We start from the raw sequence: 19,259 nt of genomic DNA, 5'->3' as shown, positions 1-19,259 counted from the left end.
ATACTTTTCTATACTTTAAAAGATGAAAGAAATTGATGAAAATTCAAATGTTGAGCTTTTTGAAGTTAAATTAAAGCCAATTCTAGGAGTAGCTCCCAAAATTTACGTATTCATTACAACAATAATATTGCTTTTAAGCTTAATATCAATTTCAATTGTCATACCTAAGTTTAAAAATCCAGGAGCATATTTAAAAATAAATTCCAATATTGAAAACACTTACATCTATTTAAACGAAAAATATATCGGCAGAACTCCTCTTAACAGATATATAAATACTACTGAAGGAATTATTAAAGCAAAAAGGATGGGATTTAAAACATACGAGCAAAACATAAAAATTCACAACAAATTTTTTGGAAGCTACAGTTTACAAATAAATTTAGAACTGGTTGATCCTGAAAAGATCATTAAACAAAGACAAAAAGAGCTCTCTATAATGGTGAAAATAAAAAATATTAATGAAAATACAAAATTAATTCCTGTATTTTCCTTAATATCTAGTGAACTCAAAGAACATCCCAAATACATTAAAAAATTTCTCAAAGATTCCATACCTCACTTGAATTCAATCGAAATGTTTAAAGATTTTTTAGATTCATACAAAATGGTATATTCAATAGACCAAAGCAATAGCAATCAAGAAAAAATATGGAACTCTTTAAAAACAAATTTTGACTTAGAAAATAGAGCTATTTTTTGGTTTTTAGAAAATTTAAATAAAGATTTAAAAATGTTAACAAAAAATGAGCCTTGGGTTAAAAAATTAACCAAAACTCTAGACAATGAAAACATTCAATTAACTTCTAAAAATGAAAACATTAATATAACGTTACCTGGATTTAAAAAAATAAATTCAAATAAAATCGAAAAAATTCAAAATTATGAACTAGATTCAAAAAATATTTCACTAAAATCTACCTATAGTATAAAAGAATTTCTTATTCAAGAACAAAATGTTACAAAATATGAGTATCAAGATTTTTTAAAAGAAAATCCAAAATGGACATTAAATAATAAAGAAAATTTAATAAAAGAACAACTTGTAGATGAAAATTATCTTAAAAATTTTAATCAAATAGGCTTAAATGAAGCTATCACGGGAATATCTTATTTCTCAGCAATAGAATATGCCAACTGGTACTCTAAAAAACTTCCCGACGGATTAAAAGCAAGACTCCCCATATCACAAGAATGGGAATTGTACCAAAAAGAACCAAACAAAAAACCTTTAAATATTAATGAAATATCAAAAAAAGTTGGGTTTTGGAATTTAATGCAAAATTCATCCTTTAATGATATTGCAATATTCAAAAATGAAAAAAATTTTTATAACGAAAATTCAAATTTTTATTCATTGATAACAGAAATTAGAACATACCCTTATCAAAACAATAATTTACTCAATCCATCAACTAAAGCTTCTTTTTTGAAAAATTGGAGCTCTCCAAACATTGGTTTTAGATTGATTGTATCAAAAGGATAGAAGGGATAGATTTGGACACAAATACTTTGTTTCTTGAAAACAAAAAGGCAAAATTCAATTACTTTATTGAAGATAAAATAAGTTGTGGAATAGTACTAAAAGGAACTGAAGTAAAATCAATAAAGGCAAAAAAATTATCATTTAACAATAGTTTTGCGAGTATAAAAAAAGAAGAATTGTGGCTTGAAAACTTGCACGTATCAAAATATAAAGAAGGAAATATCTTCAATCATGATGAATTAAGACCTAGAAAGCTCCTAATCAAAAAAAAGGAATTACAAAGACTAAAAAAATTTAGAGAAAAAGAGGGATACACTTTAATTCCTATTAGTTTTTATTTGAAAAAATCGATAATTAAAGTAGAAGTTGGAATATGTAAAGGAAAAAAATTGTATGATAAAAGAGAAATACTAAAACAAAAAAGTATAAAAAAAGACCTTAGTAGGGAAATAAAATATAAATAATAAATAAAAGCTCTAATTTTAAATTCCAATGGGTAATCACAATACAAAATTGTAATTACCCATTTTCATAATAAATAAAATTAATAACTCTTTTTGAAAGACAATTCAAAACCAAGAGCACTGGCTTGACCCGTATTGATATCAAAACTAGGCTCAAATCCTCCCAAAGCTATATTAAGGCTATTTTTTAGTTTCCTATTATAGCTATTGGCAAATGCAAATGGAAGAATAATTTCTGTCAATCTTGTCGCTGCCATAGTAACCGCACCTACCAACATCATTCCCTTGCCCCAAGTCCATTTAAAAGGAACTTTTTTGGCACTATCATCAAAAGTTTTGATATCTAAATAAGCTCCTGCAAGTATAAGACCTATACCAACCGCATCAAATCCAAGAATAAGAGAACCCCCAAGAATATCGCCTTGAGCAAAAGAACCTATCCCAAACCCTAAAAAAAGGTTCAATAAAAATGGTACAATAGGATCTTTTTTGCTAGTTTCATAAGCCAAAAGTTTTTCTCCTGCTCCCAGATTAAAAGTGCTTTTAGAATCAGAAGCTTGAGCAAAGCTGGAAAAAACACAAAAAGCTACCAAAATAAAAATTAAAGATTTATTCATAAAAACCCCTTTATTAAAACTGATATCATGGTACCATATTAATGGAATTTAAAAAAGGTTTTTAAACTATTTGAATTTAACTTTTTTCAAATTGTTACTTGGAATTCGCTTCCCAATAGAGCTTCTTGATTTGACCATAAAATTAGCAATTTCAATTCTTTTAACAATATCTTTATTTGTCAAAAATTCTACAAATTTGGGGCTCAATGAAAAATCGACAAATTCATCATTTTTTCCCAAAAATTCATAAACTTTATCTGTAATAAATTTATCTATTTTAAATCTTTTAACATAATAAAAATTGTCAAGTTTATTAAGATAAATTAATGAAAATATTTGTTCTTTTGAATTATTTATATCATAAACTAAAACACATATATTCTTTTTATCTATAAACACCTTGTCTTCAATATTTTTGAGAACATAACTATTTTCCCTAAAAACCAATATTTTATCATAATAACTAGCATTTCCAATAAATTCACCATCAAAAAGACTAGTTCCTACAAAACCTTCTGCCAAGTTTAAATATACTTTCATATTCTTTGTGGCTATTTCTTTTACATTCTTTGATTTGATTAAAGAAATTTCAGTCTTCCTTTGATGATCCTTAGAATACTTTGAAAGCAATAAATCAATAAAGTTTATTGAATATCCTCTTATTGAAGAAATACTGCTATTTACACTCTTTAACTCTTTATTTAAGATTTTAATATCCTTGGAATTTTTATCAATATCAAAAAGACTTATTTTTCTAATTGGAATCTTAAGCAAATTTTCAATATCTTCTTTTAAAACTTCTCTTGAAAAAGATTCTTTGTACCTTAAAACCTCTGACAATATTATACTTACAATATTTTCTTCTTTAGAAATTGTTTCAAGAAGTTTATAAATCTTTTTTTCAATAAAAATTTGTTCTAGCGTTTTATAAAATATTTTTTCAAGAATCTTGCTTTTTTGCAACTCAAGTTCCATTTTTAAAATTTTTTGAAGATGGGCTGCATGAAACTTAATAAGATCTCTAATAGTATAAACAACGGGATATCGCTCACTAAGTAATAATAAATTAACAGAAATTGATATCTGGCAATTTGTATAATGATACAACTTCTCAATCACTTCACTTGCATAAACACCCCTGGGCAAAGATAGTTCTATAGCTACATTCTCGGCAGTAAAATCATTAATGCTTGAAACTTTAATATAATTTTTTCTAATAGCTTTCTCAATCGAAGATATCAAACTTTCAGTGGTCTCACCAAAAGGTAATTCTCTTATTACAATTGTTTTTTCATCTATAGTTTCAATTTTAGCCCTAACTAAAACTTTACCATTACCATCAGCATATTCATTAACATCAACTATTCCTCCTGTTGGAAAATCGGGATAAATATCGTAAGTCTCTCCAAGAAGTTCACTCTTTACTGCATTTAAAATCTCATTAAAATTGTGAGGCAATATTTTGGCTGCCATTCCAACAGCAATTCCCTCACTTCCCTGAATCAAAATAACAGGAATTTTTGCAGGATAAAGCAAAGGTTCATTATTTCTTCCATCATAAGAAGATTCATAAACTGTTATCTCTTTGCTGTAAAGAACATCAAAAGCTAAAGGTGTTAATCTGCATTCAATATATCTAGAAGCAGAAGCGGGATCACCCGTGAACAAATTACCAAAATTACCCTGCTTTTCAATAAATAGATCCTTGTTAGCAATATTAACAAGAGCCTCATAAATTGATGTATCACCGTGGGGATGGTATTTCATTGTATTACCAACAACATTTGCAACTTTATGAAAATTACCATCATGCATTTCAAAAAGAGAATGTATAATTCTTCTTTGAACTGGTTTAAATCCATCAACAACACTAGCAATAGCACGATCTTTAATAACATAAGATGAATATTGCAAAAAATTATCTTTAAGTACGGTTCTAATATCCATTAAATCAAATTCTCCATAATAAAATTCCGCCTCTCAGGAGTATTTTGCCCCATATAAAAACCCAATTTCTCTTTTATTTCTTTAATATTAAAAAGATCCACTTTTGTAAGTTTAATACTATTAATATCAATAAAACCTTTAAATTCATTTGGAGAAATTTCACCAAGGCCTTTAAACCTTGTTACTTCACACCCCCCCCTACCTTTAAGCTGAAGAATAGCTTTTTGCTTTTCTTCCTCAGAATAACAATAAATTGTGATTTTTTTGTTTCTAACCCTAAAAAGAGGGGTTTCTAAAATATACATATGTCCATTTAAAATTAAATCTTCAAAAAAAGTCAAGAAAAAGGTTAACAACAAATTTCTAATATGAAATCCATCAAAATCTGCATCGGTTGCTATTACAACCTTATTATACCTCAAATTTTCAATTGATTCTTCAATACCAAGAGCCACCATCATATTATAAAGCTCTTCATTTTTATATATTTCAGATTTATTTTTTTCAAACATATTTTGAGGTTTTCCTCTAAGAGAAAATATAGCCTGAGTATAAACATCTCTACAAGACACCATTGAACCTGTTGCAGAGTCCCCTTCTGTTAAGAATATCATGGTTTGTTCTGATTGCTTACTGTTACCATTAAAATGAAATTTACAATCCTTAAGTTTAGGAATTTTAAAAGATATTTTTTTTGCTCTCTCTCTTGCTTCTTTTCTTACACTACTTAATTCTTTTCTAAGTCGCTCATTGTCAACTACCTTTTCCTCAATCAATTTTGCAAGTATTTTATCTTTATACAAAATCTCAGAAATTATCTTTTGCACTTCCCTTGCAACATTGCCTCTAGTTTCAATATTTCCAAGCTTATTCTTAGTTTGGCTTTCAAATATTGGGTCTTTAATTTTAACAGAAAGAGTTGCAACAAGCCCTTCTCTAACATCTGTTGACGAATATGTTTTTTTAAGAAAATCGTTAATAGCTCTTACAAAGCCTTCTCTAAAACCAGTCTGATGAGTACCCCCATCGTTAGTATATTGCCCATTAACAAATGAAAAATAAGTCTCTCCATAATTATTTGTATGAGAAAAAGCAAATTCTAAGGTCTTACTAGAATAGTAAACAATATCATAAAGCAAATCATCACTTTTAATTTCTGAATTCAAAAAATCTAAAAGACCATTTTTGGATTCAAAAATTTGATTATTATAGTTTATTATAAGTCCTTTATTCAAACAAACATAATGGAAAAATCTTCTCTTTAGAAAATCTTCACTGTAAGAATATTTTCCGAATATCTCTGAATCTGCCAAAAACTCAACATAAGTGCCGTCTTTATCAGAAGATTTCATTTCTCTAGATTCCAATAAGTTTCCTTTAGAAAATAAAGCCTCAAAAGATTTGCCATTTCTTGTTGATCTTACTAGAAATTTTGAACTTAAGGCATTAACCACCTTAGTTCCAACCCCATTAAGCCCTACGGAAAATTGAAAAATATCATCATTATACTTCGCTCCAGTATTAATAACTGAAACACTCTCAATAACTTTTCCAAGAGGGATCCCTCTTCCATAATCCCTAATAGTAATAAGATTATTTTCTTTCTTTATAAGAATTTCATTTCCGTAACCCATAATAAACTCATCAATTGAATTATCTATTATCTCTTTAATTAAAATATAAATACCATCATCAATATTAGAACCATCTCCTAAACGACCAATATACATACCAGATCTTAATCTAATGTGTTCAAGAGAAGATAGGGTGATTATTTTACTTTCGTCATAATTTTGAGTCTTCATCTAAATCCTTGCTTTATATTTATAAATTAAACTTTATAAATTAAATTTTAATAGTTTTTAATAGTTTCAAGCTTTTTAACTATTTGATCTCTGATAATACTAGCAAGATTTTCTTTTTCATATTCACTTAATTTTAAAATATCTATCAAAGGATGGACATGAATATAAACAGACAGTCCAGAATTAAAAATAACATTTTTAATGAAAAAATTATTAGTATTATAAAGAGTAACAGGAAGAATAGATGTTCCTGTCTTTAATGCCATCTTAATTGCACCTTTTTTAAAAACCTTAGTATCCCCCCCCCTATTTCTAGTACCTTCAGGGAAAATTCCAATAGATCTACCCTCTCTCATAACCTTTATTGCCTTAACTTCAGCCTCAGCAGCAGATCTTATACTCTTTCTATTAACAAAAATAGCACCCATAACAATTAAAACAAAATTCACAAAAGGAACCCTACGCAAAGAATGTTTTGCCAATATTACAAATGGATTAACAAAAGTATAAATAAAAATTAAAGGATCCATAGCCGCAATATGATTTCCCATTATTATTACATTCCCCTTTTGGGGAATATTCTCAGTACCTGTAACAATAATTTTAATTCCAGCAATCCACAAACCAACTTTAATGCAAGCTCGAATCATAAGAAAACTAAATTTAATAATATAACGCTCAAGTGAAAAAATTTTAAAAACCAAGTAAAAAGGAAATAAAAAAAAAATAAAAATCAAAAAGAACAATAAAACATTAAAATAAGTTATAATACTTCTCAATATTTTCATAAAAACTATTATCCTATTTTTTCTATTCGCTCAAGTTTTAATTTTTGCCCTTTAACTAAGCTTACATCATCTTTTAAAATTTTAATAGGATTAAGAATGATTGTAGAAAATTTTTGCTTTTGAACAACTCTCTCGTTATGTTCAAGAAAAAAAGATTCGACAATCTTATAACTACCCATATCAATTTCATATTCAAGAACAAAATTATTTTTTAAAGGGAAAATATTAAAAATGCCATAATAAATTTTATTCTCATCAATATAAGTTAAATTGGGATAAGAAAAATCATAAATTTTATCCTTATATACATAATTTCCATTAGGAATAAAATAAACATTATTACCATTTTTTTCAACATTCAAGATATTTTCATCAAATCTCTTAAATGTTCCTGAAAATCCACTATTATCATAAGAATTTGTACTAGTGTCAATTTTGATTTCAACATTTTCTTTATCTACAATTTTTATCCAAAAGTTATAAACAATCAAATCTGAAAAAAGAGACTTAGCGCTAACATTAAGGGTATTGTAAGCCGGCTTTGAAATATATTCAATCTTTGCAACTTCTTGAGAATTTTTTCTAAAAAGATTAATCTCGCTTGATTGCCTTTCAAAAGACAAAAATAAAACTTCATCAATATCTTTGCCTTGTTTTTTATTATAATCATGAACGTCATACCAAACTCCATGCAAAAATCTATAAACTTCGTCTTTGCTTAAATTCTTTAAAGTTTTATAAATATTATTATCAATCTTACCAACTTTTTCACTAACAGAAGAAAGATAATATTTACCCTGAACATGAGAATATTCATATTTTTCAATCTTGCTGACTATTAAATCTTCCCCTACTTTTTCATATTTTTCTAAAGAAATAGGATAACTTTCCCTTGATCTATTTTCCTCATAAGCTGAAGATCTTGCATACTTATTGATAAGAACAGTGCCATTAACTTTGTCAAAAAATATAGGCTTATAAGAAGACACATCATTTAAAATAGATTTTTGGAAAACGTACAAAACAGATTTATCTTTTGAAAATCCCTGAACAACTATATTAAAATCATAATCACCTGTAATATCCTCAAGATACATATTGTAAGAATTTTTTAGGTCAATGTCTATTTGGGTTTTAAAAAGAATCGTTCCAGCCTTAATTTTAGGATCAAAGCCAATAATAAATAAATACGCATCAAGATTTGAAAAATTTTGAGCTAAAACCACTTGTTCAAAATAAACATCTAAATTTAAATTTTCCTGCTGAACTGCAAGAATTTTATAACCTTTTAAATCTATAATAGCTCCAAAAAAATCTTCCATCTTGTTAATTTCCAAAACGTTAGAATTTAGATCATCGATCTCAGAAGCAGATTTCACATCTTTGTTAAAAACAATAAAATCTTTATTCACTTGAGAACAAGCAAGTAACGTAAAAAAAAAGAATAAAACCAAAAATCTATAAAAAAAAGAATAAAACCAGATTAATCCCTTACTAAAGTCAATTACATTGACAACCAAAACCTTTATCATAGCACTCGTTTCTTAATTTTGACCAAAACTTTGCAAAGCAAAAAACGATTCATTAAAATTATTAACAAAATCTTTTTTATTCAACAAAAAATCTGTAATCAAGCCGCTATTCGCAATGTTAAAATTGTCAAGAAGTCTTTCATTTTTGATCTCTTCTTTGAGCTCGTTAGATCCTTTTTTAGCCAAGTTAAGGAAAAACAAATAAACCTTTTTATTCGCTACAAAAGGCTTAGACCAAGAATTTTCTTTTAATCCAAAAACAATGTCATAAAAAGACTTGCTATTATTAAACTCAACCAACTCTTTCAAAGTACTAGGATAAACATTAACATTGTAAGATAAATTGACAATTTCTTCTTTTAAACTAAATTGATATTTTTCAAGAGCTTGGCTTAAACTGCTAAGTTTAATATCATTAAGAAAATCATTTAACTTATTTTCCAAATAACTTTCAATAACATTTGGTTCATAAGCTTCAATATAATTTTTAACAGAGCTAATATCACGATCTGAGTTTTTATCAAAATCATGAACATTGCCAAATGCCTTGTATATTTGATATTCATTTTTATTTTTAATCTTAATAGGCTTGCTAAATTCGCCTTCTTTTAAAGAAAAAATAGCATTTAGATCTTCCTTATTTTCAACATTAAGATCTAAGTCAAAATAATACTTGTCCAAAGAAACAACGCCTTTGAAATTAGCTATATCATCTGAATAAAGTTTAGCAAGCTCTTCAAATGGAGTTTTGTTTAATAGCTTATCATAAGCATTCCGAGCATCGCTTACATTTTTAAAACGAATAGACGCAAGCGACAAACGCTTGAATAAATTTAAATTTTTCTCAGCATAAAATATTGCCTCTTTATTAGAAAAATCCTGGTAAGAAAGAGCAAGATATGAAATATGCCTTTCTACAGTACTCATATCTTTAATCGAGTTAAAAAGAGAATCGGGAAATATCAAATTACTATTTAAAAAAACTTTAACATTCGAAAACAGCATATTTTCTACCATATCATCATAAATTTTAACTTTTTGATAATCAGAAGCTTTATTATATCTTTTAGAACTAAAATTTCCACTAGAGTCTAAATATTCAGGAGATCTGAGTAAATTTTTATTCAGCACTTCCTTAGAAATGTAAAAATTATATTTCTTTATCAGGTCAAAAAAAGCAATATCCTCAACATATTTCATAAATGCTAAATACCAGGCATTATAATCTATGTTGATACCCTTAGAATCCCCTTGTAACCTAGAATAAAGATTTGAATAGTAATTAACATACTTGGCAAACTTACTATCTTTTTCATAGTAAATAGGTTGACCTTTATAAGAACCAAATTTTAAACCAGATGAATGAGAATTATCAAACATCCCTGGAAGTAAAGGTGCAATAATAAATCCAAAAACAATTAAAATAAGAGCAAAAATACCCCATATACCAACTTTTTTTTCTTTAGATTCAAACACAACCAAATCACTTTTGACTTTTCTACTTCTTTTTCGCATAAAACAACCTTTAATAAGTAAGCATACTAATAATTTAACTACTAAATTATCACAATTGAAAAATTATTGCAATTGAAATATCTAACTTAAGCTATACGCTTAAGTATTATAGAGCTAAAAAAGAAATTTTTACATTTCTAGCATAAAAACAAATCACTCTGAATCAAAAAGGAGAACGAAATCAAAAGTATATGAATATGAATCAAAACAAATTCAATCTTAATATAAATATAACTAAGGACGAACTTTTAAGGTTAATAAAAATAGTTTACAACAATTTTGGAATCAATCTAAGTGAAAAAAAAAAGATGCTAATTGAAAGTAGATTATCATCTCTTCTTAAAGTTAAAGGTTTTAAAAATTTTACTGAATACATCAACTTTTTAGAAAAAAGCAATGGAAACATTGAATTAATTAAATTAATAGACAAAATATCAACAAATCACACTTATTTTTTCAGAGAACCTAAACATTTTGATTTTTTAAATAATAAAATATTGCCCAATCTCTCTGAAAAAATATTAAAATCAGAAAACCCAGAAATTAGAATATGGTCAGCCGGATGCTCAAGTGGTGAAGAGCCATATACAATTGCAATGATATTAAAAGAATACATGGAAAATAATAAAGTAAATTTTAAAGTCAAAATCTTAGCAACAGACATTTCAATTAGCGTTCTACACGAAGCTCATGAAGGAATTTATCCTGAAGATCGTATAATAAATTTGCCCAAACATTTAAAAACTAAATATTTAAATCAACTTCAAGATGATAAATTTCAAGTTAAAGAAATTTTAAAAAAAATGGTTTACTTTAAAAAATTAAATTTAATGGATGAAAAATTTCCATTTAGCAAGAAATTTGACCTGATATTTTGCAGAAACGTCATGATCTATTTTGATGAAAAAACTAGAAATAACCTTGCCAATAAATTCAACTCCTATCTTAAAAATGATTCTTATCTTTTAATTGGGCATTCAGAAACAATCAGAGGAAACAAAAATCTTGAATACATAATGCCTGCCACTTATAAAAAGAATTAATGACAATAATCATTAATTCTTTTTATAATAAATTTTTTATAATATAAAATTTACTTAGCTTAAAAAGCTAAAATAATACCGCTAAGTTAAGTTTACTTTCTCACCTATTCTAATAAAATAAAGCAATTCACCAATTGTTGCTACATGATCGCCCACTCTTTCTAAAAAAGAATTCAAAAATAATATATTTAAAAGATAATCCAAATTTTCAGGATTTTTTTTCATTGCATCAATAACAATACTTTTTTGCTTTGAAAATAATTTATCTATTATATTATCATACTTAACTATCTTTAATATTTTAGTAAAATCTCCATCAAAATATGCATCAAAAATATCAGACAACATCTCTTTAGCTGTATCCGCCATTTCTCTTAAAGGTTTAAAATATAGATTAAGAAAATCAAAATCATCTAAATCTGATTCGAGAAGAAGAACAACTCTTACAATCTTAGTAGCATGATCTGCAATCCTTTCAAGAGAACTTATTATTTTAATAATTGCTAAAATTTCTCTAAGTTCTGTAGCAACAGGATGTTCGGTAGCAATTATTCTTCCGCACAAATCCTCAATATCGTATTGATAATCATCTATTATTTTTTCATCCTCATTAATTATTTTTTTAGCTAAACTTTTATCTTTAGATTCTAAGGCTATCAAAGAGTCATCTATAATCTTAAGCACACATTCTTTCATGTCCCAAAGATAATCTTTTATTATTTCAAGTTGTTTAGTAAGCCTTCTCCGTATCATGTCACATCTCCTAAAAAAACCGCTTTAAAAATAAATACCCTATCTTAGCTCTACCATAATAATCACTAAAAGGGTAATTATCAATAACCAATTTATAGTAATGCAAAGCCTTTAAAAAATCTTTATGCTTGCTCTCAGATTCATAAAGTTTTCCCAAAAAATAACTATATTTATCTGAAAAACTTGAATTAATATACTTAGGAAAGTACAGAGAACTAAAATTTAAAGCAAACTCATACTCTCCTCTCATTACCAAAAATTCAAAGATGTCAAGATAAATACTCTCAGAAAAATCAATATTCTTTTCAACTAAATATCTAGCACCCTCTAAAACCTCTTCTTTAACATTTAATTCTATACCAAGCTTAATTAGATCAAAAATAATGCTTTGAAAGCATTTGCTCTTCAATTTCAAATAATTTTCATAAGATTTTAAATAATCCCTATTTTTATAATAAATTTCTGCCTTCAATAAAATATATTTATCATCATTAAAATCATACTTATTAAGCAAATCTATTGCTCCTTTGTAATCATTTATGTAAGATAAATTCAAAGCTCTGGCAATAACCTCTAAAGAGCTTATCTTATTAACACCATCCCTTCTAAGTTCAAGATTATTGTTACTTCTAATATCCCTATCCTCGTCAGAACCATCACCACCATTTGAAATTTCAGCTTCAAAATTCTTTGTAATTTTCAAGATAATTATTTTATTAAATTCAATCGAATCCTTAACATTTTGGTAACTGAAAATCAACTTAATTTTGCCCTCCTTTTTAAAAGTTTGAAAAGCAAAAACAGCCCCGTTTTCATAAGATTCTCCAATTAGGTTAATAAAAGCTCTATTTTCATTGCTTTTGATGTAAATCCAAGACTCATCCTTAAAAGAAAGATTAAACTTTGAATTAGTATTTACATTAATATCTACTTCTCTATTGCTAAAATCAAGCTCATACGAATTGCCCTGACTTATAAAAGATGGCTCAGGACAAACTTCAAAAACAACAAAGAGCAAACTTATATAAATCAAATATTTTTTAATCATTTGGAAATTTCTAAAATCTTATCTATTAATTTTTCATTCTCCTTCTCAATATCAATGTTAAATAAATTTTCCTTTTTAATCCAAAGATCTTTAAAAAAATACTCATCAAGAAACTTATTTTTAATTAACCCATCAACAACCAAATCTTTATTTAAATTTTCATTTAAATAATCAGGTCTTGGAATAAAAAAATCATCCATATTCAGACATTCATTTAAATCAAAATAAAAATCTTCCATATTAACTAATTTAACCTTAGCATCTAAATTGTCTTCAACAGACCTTTGAGATTTCTCCAACATTTGTATTGAATAGAAATAAGTAATGCCTGAAACAATAAAAATCAAAAATATTAAAATTAAAAAATATTTTCTAAAACTAAACCTTCCATCTTGCATGTTAATTTCCTTAAATCTAACTTAATTATATATTAAACACCTTGCTTTCACCATTATCAAGTGTAATACCTATCAAATTTTCACCACCCTCAGAAACATATGCATTATGGGTTATTACTAAAAGTTGAATTTTTTTTCCCAATTCTTTTAATAGCAAAGAAAGTTTTTTACTATTTTCAAAATCAAGAGCCGCATCTATTTCATCAAGCATACAAAAACAAGCGGGAGAATAATAATAAAGTGCAAATACAAAAGCCATACTAACCAAAGTACTCTCACCTCCTGAAAGCATATTATTGTTTTTGACAAATTTGTTTGAAAAATTTATTCTAATCTCAACATTATCAGTATTTTCATTGTAAAAAAGAATGGCGGTTCCTTTGAAAATTTTTTTAAAAAAGTAAGAAAAATTTTTATTAATCTCATCAAATGATTCTCTAAATTTTTTATAAATCTCATTTTTTATTTTTTTTTGAAGCTTTTGTAATGAATATTTTGAAAGCTTTAAATCTTCCACCTGTAAACTTACTTTTTCAAAACGATCCTTAGTTTCATCAAATTCTTTATCAATATTGAAAAATACATAATCGCCCAGATTGATTGCATCTATTTCTTTTCGTAATAAATCCCTGGCTACAAGATCTCCTTCTAATTCAAATTTATCAGACATCTTATTAGAAATATTAAAATTTTCTATTTCATTCTTAATACTCATATTAGAGTTCAAAAGAAATTCGTACTCTGTCTGTTTTTTTATATATTCATAATATTTAGTTTTTTTAAAATCATTAAAAAAAACTAAAGAGCTCAAATCTTTCTCCTTAAAAGACTCATTGTTAGATTTTGAAGCACCAATAAGATTGCTTAAATTAAGCTGAATATCGCTCTTTTCTAAATTTAAACCTTCAAGCTTTAAACACAAATTTTTAAGCTCTTCATCAAGACTATTCTTAGATTCAAATAAAAATTCTAAATTACTATCTATGAGTTTAATTTCGTCCAAATTTTTAAATTTAGAAAGCTCTATATACTCAAGCTCGCCTAATACATCATTTAATTTGAGTGTCTTTTCTTCGATTAATCTCTCGATATTTGTTATCTCCTTAGCAATATTTGCTTTTAAAGCATTTTTTTCAAGCAAGAATTTTTTCAAATTAACATTTTGATCAAAAACAGGCTCAATTTTATCCTTCAATAAAGCCAAAAGATTATCATCTTTGCTTATATACTTGATTAAATTTACTCTAATCTCTTTAATATACTTTATACTTAATGATTCTTCAAAAAGTTTAAGAGAATCTAATATATTCTCTTTTAACAAAACAAACTCTTCTGATTTAGCACTCTTTAACACAGATAAAATTAAATCAACAAGTTCAAAAAAACTTTTAGTATATTTATTAATTTCGTCACTTAAAGAAAAAAATTCTTTTTTATTTTCTTTAAGCAAACTATTTAATTGATATAAATCGTTATTTATAGATTTTTTTTTCTCCTCAAACTTAGATTTACTCTTGACAAACTTATCTTCCAAATTCATCTTTACAGTCTTTTCTTGCTCTAATTTTTGAATCTTAATCTCTAGTCCAAGAATTTTAGATTTCATAAACTCAAGATCTTTTTCTAATGCTTGAATATTATTCGCAATATTTTTTTCTCTAAATGAATAAAATTCTAACTTTTCCTTAAAACTAGAAGACAAAAATTTACTCAAATCGTCTAAATTTAATTCATTTTTTAAGACATTAATATCAAAATTAATATTGAAAAGCTTTTTTAATGTTATTGTTTTTTCCAAAGCTTCTAATTTTTGAACTGAATCTTGATGTTTTTTTCTCAAAAGGTAAACATTTTTTATGTTATCGTACTTTTGCTTTAAACTTTCTTGCAAGGCTAACAAAGATAATAAATTTTGATTAGATTGCTTAAAATTTTTCAAGGCCTCTTCTTCTTCAATTTTTAAAACATCTATTCCACTTGCCTGTTCAATTAAAGATTTAAGATTTACATTTCTCCCTAAAGAAATGTCTTCAACCTTACCTTGGGTTATAAACATATAAGGCGATCTTTTAAAATGAAACCTGTTCAAAAGTCTATTATAATCTTGAAAATTTAAAATTTTATTATTAAAATAGTATTCACTTGAGCCATCCTTATAAAGACGCCTGCGAATATAAAAATTTTCTCCAAATCCATTCAAAGTCGATTTTTCACCGTTAATGTTACTAAAAAAAAGAGTTATTTCTGCAAAATTTGATTTTCCTAATTTTGAAACAGAAATTAAATCAGAAATATCTTCAACTCTTAAAAATTTTAAATTATCTTCCCCCATACAAAAACGCACAGCATCAATAAGATTGCTCTTTCCACATCCGTTAGGACCAACAATAAAACTTAAATTTTCACCTATTTCAAACTCTTGTCTATTTAAAAAAGATTTAAATCCTAAGAGTGCTATTTTTTTTAAAACCAAACTAACTCCCAATTAAAATTAAAAACCAATTACTTATAAATCTACAATTTCATATTATAATAAATAAAAATATTTTTATAAAAAGGCCAATTATGATTTGCGGAATAGATGAAGTTGGAAGAGGCTGTATTTTTGGACCCATTCTAAGTGCTGCTGTAGTTTTCAAAAAAAAACCTAACTTTATAAAAGAATTGGATGATTCTAAAAAACTAAAAAAAGAAAAAAGGGAATATCTATCCTCATTAATACTTGAAAACTCATATTATGCATTCGCTGAAATTTCAAACATAACAATAGAAAAAATAAATATTCACAACGCATCTCTTCTTGCAATGCAAACTGCATACGAAAATCTAAAATTAAATTGCAGCTTAGTATTTGTAGATGGCAAATTTATTCCAAAAATAACAGCAAAAACTGTTAAAGCAATAATTAGAGGGGATTCAATAATAGACGAAATAAAAGCTGCTTCAATTATTGCTAAAGTTAAAAGAGATAAACTGATGGATGAATATGATAAAATTTATCCATTATATTTACTCAAAAAAAATAAAGGATACCCCACAAAAGAACATAAAAATGCAATAAAAAAATATGGGGTTTTAAGCCTTCATAGAAAAAATTTTAAACTAATTTAAAAAATAAAAATTAATAATCCTTTTAATAATCCTTCTTTTTAAATCGCCCACCTGATAAATGAGATTTCTTCTGAAATTTAGAATCGTCTAATTTAGATCTCTCTCCATATTCACCATACCCTTTATTATGCCTCGCAGAAGAGCTAACAGATCCTGTAGACACTTTCTGCTTAATAACTGCTATTGCCTTAAGCAAATTGGATTCAAACTCACTTATATTTTCTTCATATACAAAAATAGAATGTCTTTCAAAATCTCCACTTGGACTTCTTTTGCTCTCTACAATATTTAAAAAATAATCCCCTTTTCTATTTTCTTTGACATTAAAAAAATAAGTTCTCTCAGACTCTGTAAATAGTTTCTCAGAGAATACTTCCCCTCTCTCTCCCATCAATTTCCTCCACACAAGTTTTTGCACTTGACTACATTTAAGTTAAATTAATTGTACTTATTTAAAAAAAAAAATACTAGCTAAAAATAAACATTACAATAAATCTTATTGACATAAATTGATTTTTTTTATATAAGTAAAGTATTGTCTTGCGTCCTTCGTATAATGGCTATTACCTTAGCCTTCCAAGCTAATGATGTCGGTTCGATTCCGATAGGACGCTTTAAATAATAATTACACATCCTTTAAATTTAGATAAATAAACACATAAAGCAAATGGAGATGGCGGGAATTGAACCCGCGTCCTAAAAACAATACTATAAGCTTCTACAAGCTTATCTAGCATTTTATTAAGCAATATGGTTTGGAAATACTAGCAAACCGCCAAATTGCTCTCAAGTACAAAAGTCCCTAAAAATCAACTTGAAAATATTTTTAAGCAAGCTTCGATGTCGAAAAGAGTATAAGTGAATCTCAAAGCCAAATTCAACAAAACTCCCTGCTAACTTAAGCAGCCATTACAAGGTTTGAGCTTGTAAAGTTATTATTTTTTGCATTTATTTTAGAAGTTTTAAGAGATTCCCTCTGCCTGCAACTTACAATATTAGCATTTTCAGTCAAATCCAAAACATCCCCTCATGTAAATACTATTTTACCATAATTTTAAGAAAATAACAATGCTATCTTATTTGCAAAAACCAAAATAAAATTTTATAATAGTAAATCTAACGTTACTAAAAGAGAATTTTATGTTTAATGAGATTTTATGGTTTGCCATGCTAATTACTACTTATTCATTTTTAATCATTATATTCCTTTTTTTTAAAAAAAACGGATTATTTGCATGGATTGCAGTAGCAATTATTATAGCAAACATTCAAGTTTTAAAACAAATTACAATATTCGGAATTAATGCTACATTGGGCAACATTATTTATGCATCGTCATATATTGCAACAGATATTCTCTCAGAATTTTATGGAAAAAAAACTTCAAAAAAATCCGTTTATATTGGGTTTATCAGCTTCATTGTATTTGCAGTATTAACAAATGCACAAATTCACTTTATATCAAACAGAACTCAAGAAAACTTTAAAAGCCTGGAAAACATTTTCTCTTCAATACCAGCTTTACTATTAGCCTCTCTTGTTGCATACCTAGTATCCCAATTAAATGATGTATACCTATATCAGCTTATTAAAAAAAAATTTCCTAAATTTTTATTTTTTAGAACCAATGGATCAACACTAATAAGTAGCTTAATAGATACAATAATTTTTGTAAGCATAGCAACCTATTTTGAAGTATTTCCAAAGCAAGCTTTTCTGGACATAGTAATTTCCACATATCTAATTAAAGGTTTGGCAGGAATTTTGGGAACACCTTTTATATATTTTGCAAAATATATAAAACTTCAAAAATAAAAAAATTAATTTGTATAAATAAAAACCTTTATCTAAAATAATTAATCGGGTATAATTGAATGCTATGAATAACGATATGTTTGATTTAAGCTTGTGGATGGGAGTGTTTCTCTTTACATATATAACATTGGGAATTCTTTATCGATTTTTTGGAAAGTCTGGTCTTTTATGTTTCAATGCAATTGTTTCAACAATATCAAATATTATAATACTAAGCAATTTAAGAACATTTGAAATATTCTTAAATTTGTCAGGTATTACTTTTTTATCGGCATTATTCTCTTTAAACCTAATGGTAGAGAAATACAGCAAAAAAGACGCAATAAACTCCGTAATATTGGGTCTTTTGTTAAACATAACTTTTACAATTATGATTAATTTTATGACAGCATTCAATCATAATAAATTAGACACCTCAGACATTCATTTTAAAATATTGTTCAATAACTTCACATACATTTTAACAATATTAATTGGAACGTATGTGTTTTTTCTGTCCCAATATATAAACATCTTACTATATGATTATTTTAAACAAATAAAAATGAAATCTTTATGGATAATTCATCCTCTATCAAGACTAATTTCTGGATACTTAGCTAATTCACTAGTTTCAATATCAGTAAATACAATATTAAAATTCTACCCCGAAACAAAAAATATCCAACTTACAAAAGGTTCCTTAATTATTACATTAACAATAATTACAATCGATACATTTTTTTATCTGTTTTTAAATTCCTGGAAAAAAATAAGAGAGGTTTAAGAATTAATAAAATTTTTAATAAATTGATAATTTTTAACAACCTGTCTGCATGTTTTAATATCAAATTTAATTTCTCAACTTCATTCAACAAGTAATCAATACATAATAAAAATCAAATTTTAAAAATAGTAAAGTCGTCCTTTAATGTATTTCAAATTACCAACTATTTTT

At 26.4% G+C, this 19,259-nt stretch carries 17 protein-coding genes, 1 tRNA gene and 1 other RNA gene; 7 read left to right on the top strand and 12 right to left on the bottom strand.

Translation table 11 applies throughout. The features are described 5' to 3' along the window. Positions 1–22 precede the first annotated feature (22 nt). Both BLO14_RS04120 and smpB read left to right on the top strand, forming a co-directional pair. Entirely contained in the window at positions 23–1,486 is a 1,464-nt protein-coding gene (locus BLO14_RS04120; protein WP_091973218.1) for an SUMF1/EgtB/PvdO family nonheme iron enzyme, read from the top strand. 11 nt (positions 1,487–1,497) lie between these two features. After that, positions 1,498–1,950 (top strand): SsrA-binding protein SmpB, encoded by a 453-nt coding sequence (smpB, locus tag BLO14_RS04115; protein WP_091973215.1) that lies wholly within the window; start codon positions 1,498–1,500, stop codon positions 1,948–1,950. A gap of 80 nt (positions 1,951–2,030) precedes the next feature. Here the strand turns inward: smpB and BLO14_RS04110 are convergent, their stop codons facing one another. From BLO14_RS04110 to BLO14_RS04085, 6 genes are all read right to left on the bottom strand, one after another. Beyond that, positions 2,031–2,567, bottom strand: a complete 537-nt coding sequence (locus BLO14_RS04110) for a P13 family porin (RefSeq protein ID WP_091973211.1) — start codon at positions 2,565–2,567, stop codon at positions 2,031–2,033. A 66-nt stretch (positions 2,568–2,633) separates the two neighbouring features. Further along, complete coding sequence (locus tag BLO14_RS04105) at positions 2,634–4,514, bottom strand: DNA topoisomerase IV subunit A (protein ID WP_091973208.1); 1,881 nt, start codon at positions 4,512–4,514, stop codon at positions 2,634–2,636. Continuing rightward, on the bottom strand, positions 4,514–6,319 hold the full coding sequence (locus BLO14_RS04100; protein WP_091973206.1) for a DNA topoisomerase IV subunit B: 1,806 nt from the start codon (positions 6,317–6,319) through the stop codon (positions 4,514–4,516). The genes BLO14_RS04105 and BLO14_RS04100 overlap by 1 nt, the downstream gene beginning before the upstream one ends. A 47-nt stretch (positions 6,320–6,366) precedes the next feature. Further along, on the bottom strand, positions 6,367–7,107 hold the full coding sequence (locus BLO14_RS04095; protein WP_091973203.1) for a lysophospholipid acyltransferase family protein: 741 nt from the start codon (positions 7,105–7,107) through the stop codon (positions 6,367–6,369). A gap of 8 nt (positions 7,108–7,115) precedes the next feature. Then, positions 7,116–8,639: a pallilysin-related adhesin gene (locus BLO14_RS04090; protein WP_091973200.1), complete on the bottom strand. Its 1,524-nt coding sequence runs from the start codon at positions 8,637–8,639 to the stop codon at positions 7,116–7,118. Positions 8,640–8,651: 12 nt separating this feature from the next. After that, the gene (locus BLO14_RS04085; RefSeq protein ID WP_091973197.1) at positions 8,652–10,154 is read right to left on the bottom strand and encodes a peptidylprolyl isomerase; all 1,503 of its coding nucleotides are present in this window, start codon (positions 10,152–10,154) and stop codon (positions 8,652–8,654) included. A 191-nt stretch (positions 10,155–10,345) separates the two neighbouring features. Here BLO14_RS04085 and BLO14_RS04080 point away from each other — a divergent pair, with 191 nt between their 5' ends. Further along, the gene (locus BLO14_RS04080) at positions 10,346–11,197 is read left to right on the top strand and encodes a protein-glutamate O-methyltransferase (protein WP_091973195.1); all 852 of its coding nucleotides are present in this window, start codon (positions 10,346–10,348) and stop codon (positions 11,195–11,197) included. 81 nt (positions 11,198–11,278) lie between these two features. Here the strand turns inward: BLO14_RS04080 and phoU are convergent, their stop codons facing one another. The 4 genes from phoU to BLO14_RS04060 are packed head-to-tail and all read right to left on the bottom strand — an operon-like array spanning position 11,279 to position 15,869. After that, positions 11,279–11,950 (bottom strand): phosphate signaling complex protein PhoU, encoded by a 672-nt coding sequence (gene phoU, locus BLO14_RS04075; protein ID WP_014653301.1) that lies wholly within the window; start codon positions 11,948–11,950, stop codon positions 11,279–11,281. 10 nt (positions 11,951–11,960) lie between these two features. Continuing rightward, the gene (locus tag BLO14_RS04070; RefSeq protein WP_091973193.1) at positions 11,961–12,998 is read right to left on the bottom strand and encodes a hypothetical protein; all 1,038 of its coding nucleotides are present in this window, start codon (positions 12,996–12,998) and stop codon (positions 11,961–11,963) included. Next, a complete protein-coding gene (locus BLO14_RS04065) occupies positions 12,995–13,396 on the bottom strand; it encodes a hypothetical protein (protein WP_091973191.1) in 402 nt (133 codons plus the stop codon). Before BLO14_RS04065 ends, BLO14_RS04070 begins: the two co-directional genes overlap by 4 nt. A gap of 25 nt (positions 13,397–13,421) precedes the next feature. Further along, on the bottom strand, positions 13,422–15,869 hold the full coding sequence (locus tag BLO14_RS04060) for an AAA family ATPase (protein WP_091973189.1): 2,448 nt from the start codon (positions 15,867–15,869) through the stop codon (positions 13,422–13,424). A 92-nt stretch (positions 15,870–15,961) separates the two neighbouring features. Between BLO14_RS04060 and BLO14_RS04055 the strand changes: the two genes are divergently transcribed. After that, positions 15,962–16,507 carry a ribonuclease HII gene (locus BLO14_RS04055; protein ID WP_091973187.1) on the top strand — a complete coding sequence of 182 codons (546 nt, stop codon included), beginning with the start codon at positions 15,962–15,964 and terminating at the stop codon, positions 16,505–16,507. 22 nt (positions 16,508–16,529) lie between these two features. Here BLO14_RS04055 and bpuR read toward each other — a convergent pair whose 3' ends face one another. Continuing rightward, a complete protein-coding gene (bpuR, locus tag BLO14_RS04050) occupies positions 16,530–16,898 on the bottom strand; it encodes a transcriptional regulator BpuR (protein WP_091973185.1) in 369 nt (122 codons plus the stop codon). A gap of 151 nt (positions 16,899–17,049) precedes the next feature. On the opposite strand from bpuR, the gene BLO14_RS04045 reads away from it, so the two are divergent. Then, positions 17,050–17,121, top strand: a tRNA-Gly gene (locus BLO14_RS04045). 51 nt (positions 17,122–17,172) lie between these two features. Here the strand turns inward: BLO14_RS04045 and ssrA are convergent. Then, positions 17,173–17,534: a transfer-messenger RNA gene (gene ssrA, locus BLO14_RS04040) on the bottom strand. Positions 17,535–17,647: 113 nt separating this feature from the next. Between ssrA and BLO14_RS04035 the strand changes: the two genes are divergently transcribed. Both BLO14_RS04035 and BLO14_RS04030 read left to right on the top strand, forming a co-directional pair. Next, positions 17,648–18,322 carry a queuosine precursor transporter gene (locus BLO14_RS04035; protein ID WP_091973183.1) on the top strand — a complete coding sequence of 225 codons (675 nt, stop codon included), beginning with the start codon at positions 17,648–17,650 and terminating at the stop codon, positions 18,320–18,322. Positions 18,323–18,398: 76 nt separating this feature from the next. Next, positions 18,399–19,088 (top strand): queuosine precursor transporter, encoded by a 690-nt coding sequence (locus tag BLO14_RS04030; RefSeq protein WP_091973181.1) that lies wholly within the window; start codon positions 18,399–18,401, stop codon positions 19,086–19,088. Positions 19,089–19,259 lie beyond the last annotated feature (171 nt).

The sequence above is a fragment of the Borreliella japonica genome (assembly GCF_900099615.1).
In the GTDB taxonomy this organism is placed as follows: Bacteria; Spirochaetota; Spirochaetia; order Borreliales; family Borreliaceae; genus Borreliella; species Borreliella japonica.
The sequence above is the reverse complement of the archived record's forward strand: the minus strand, read 5'-3'. Positions and strand labels throughout refer to the sequence as shown.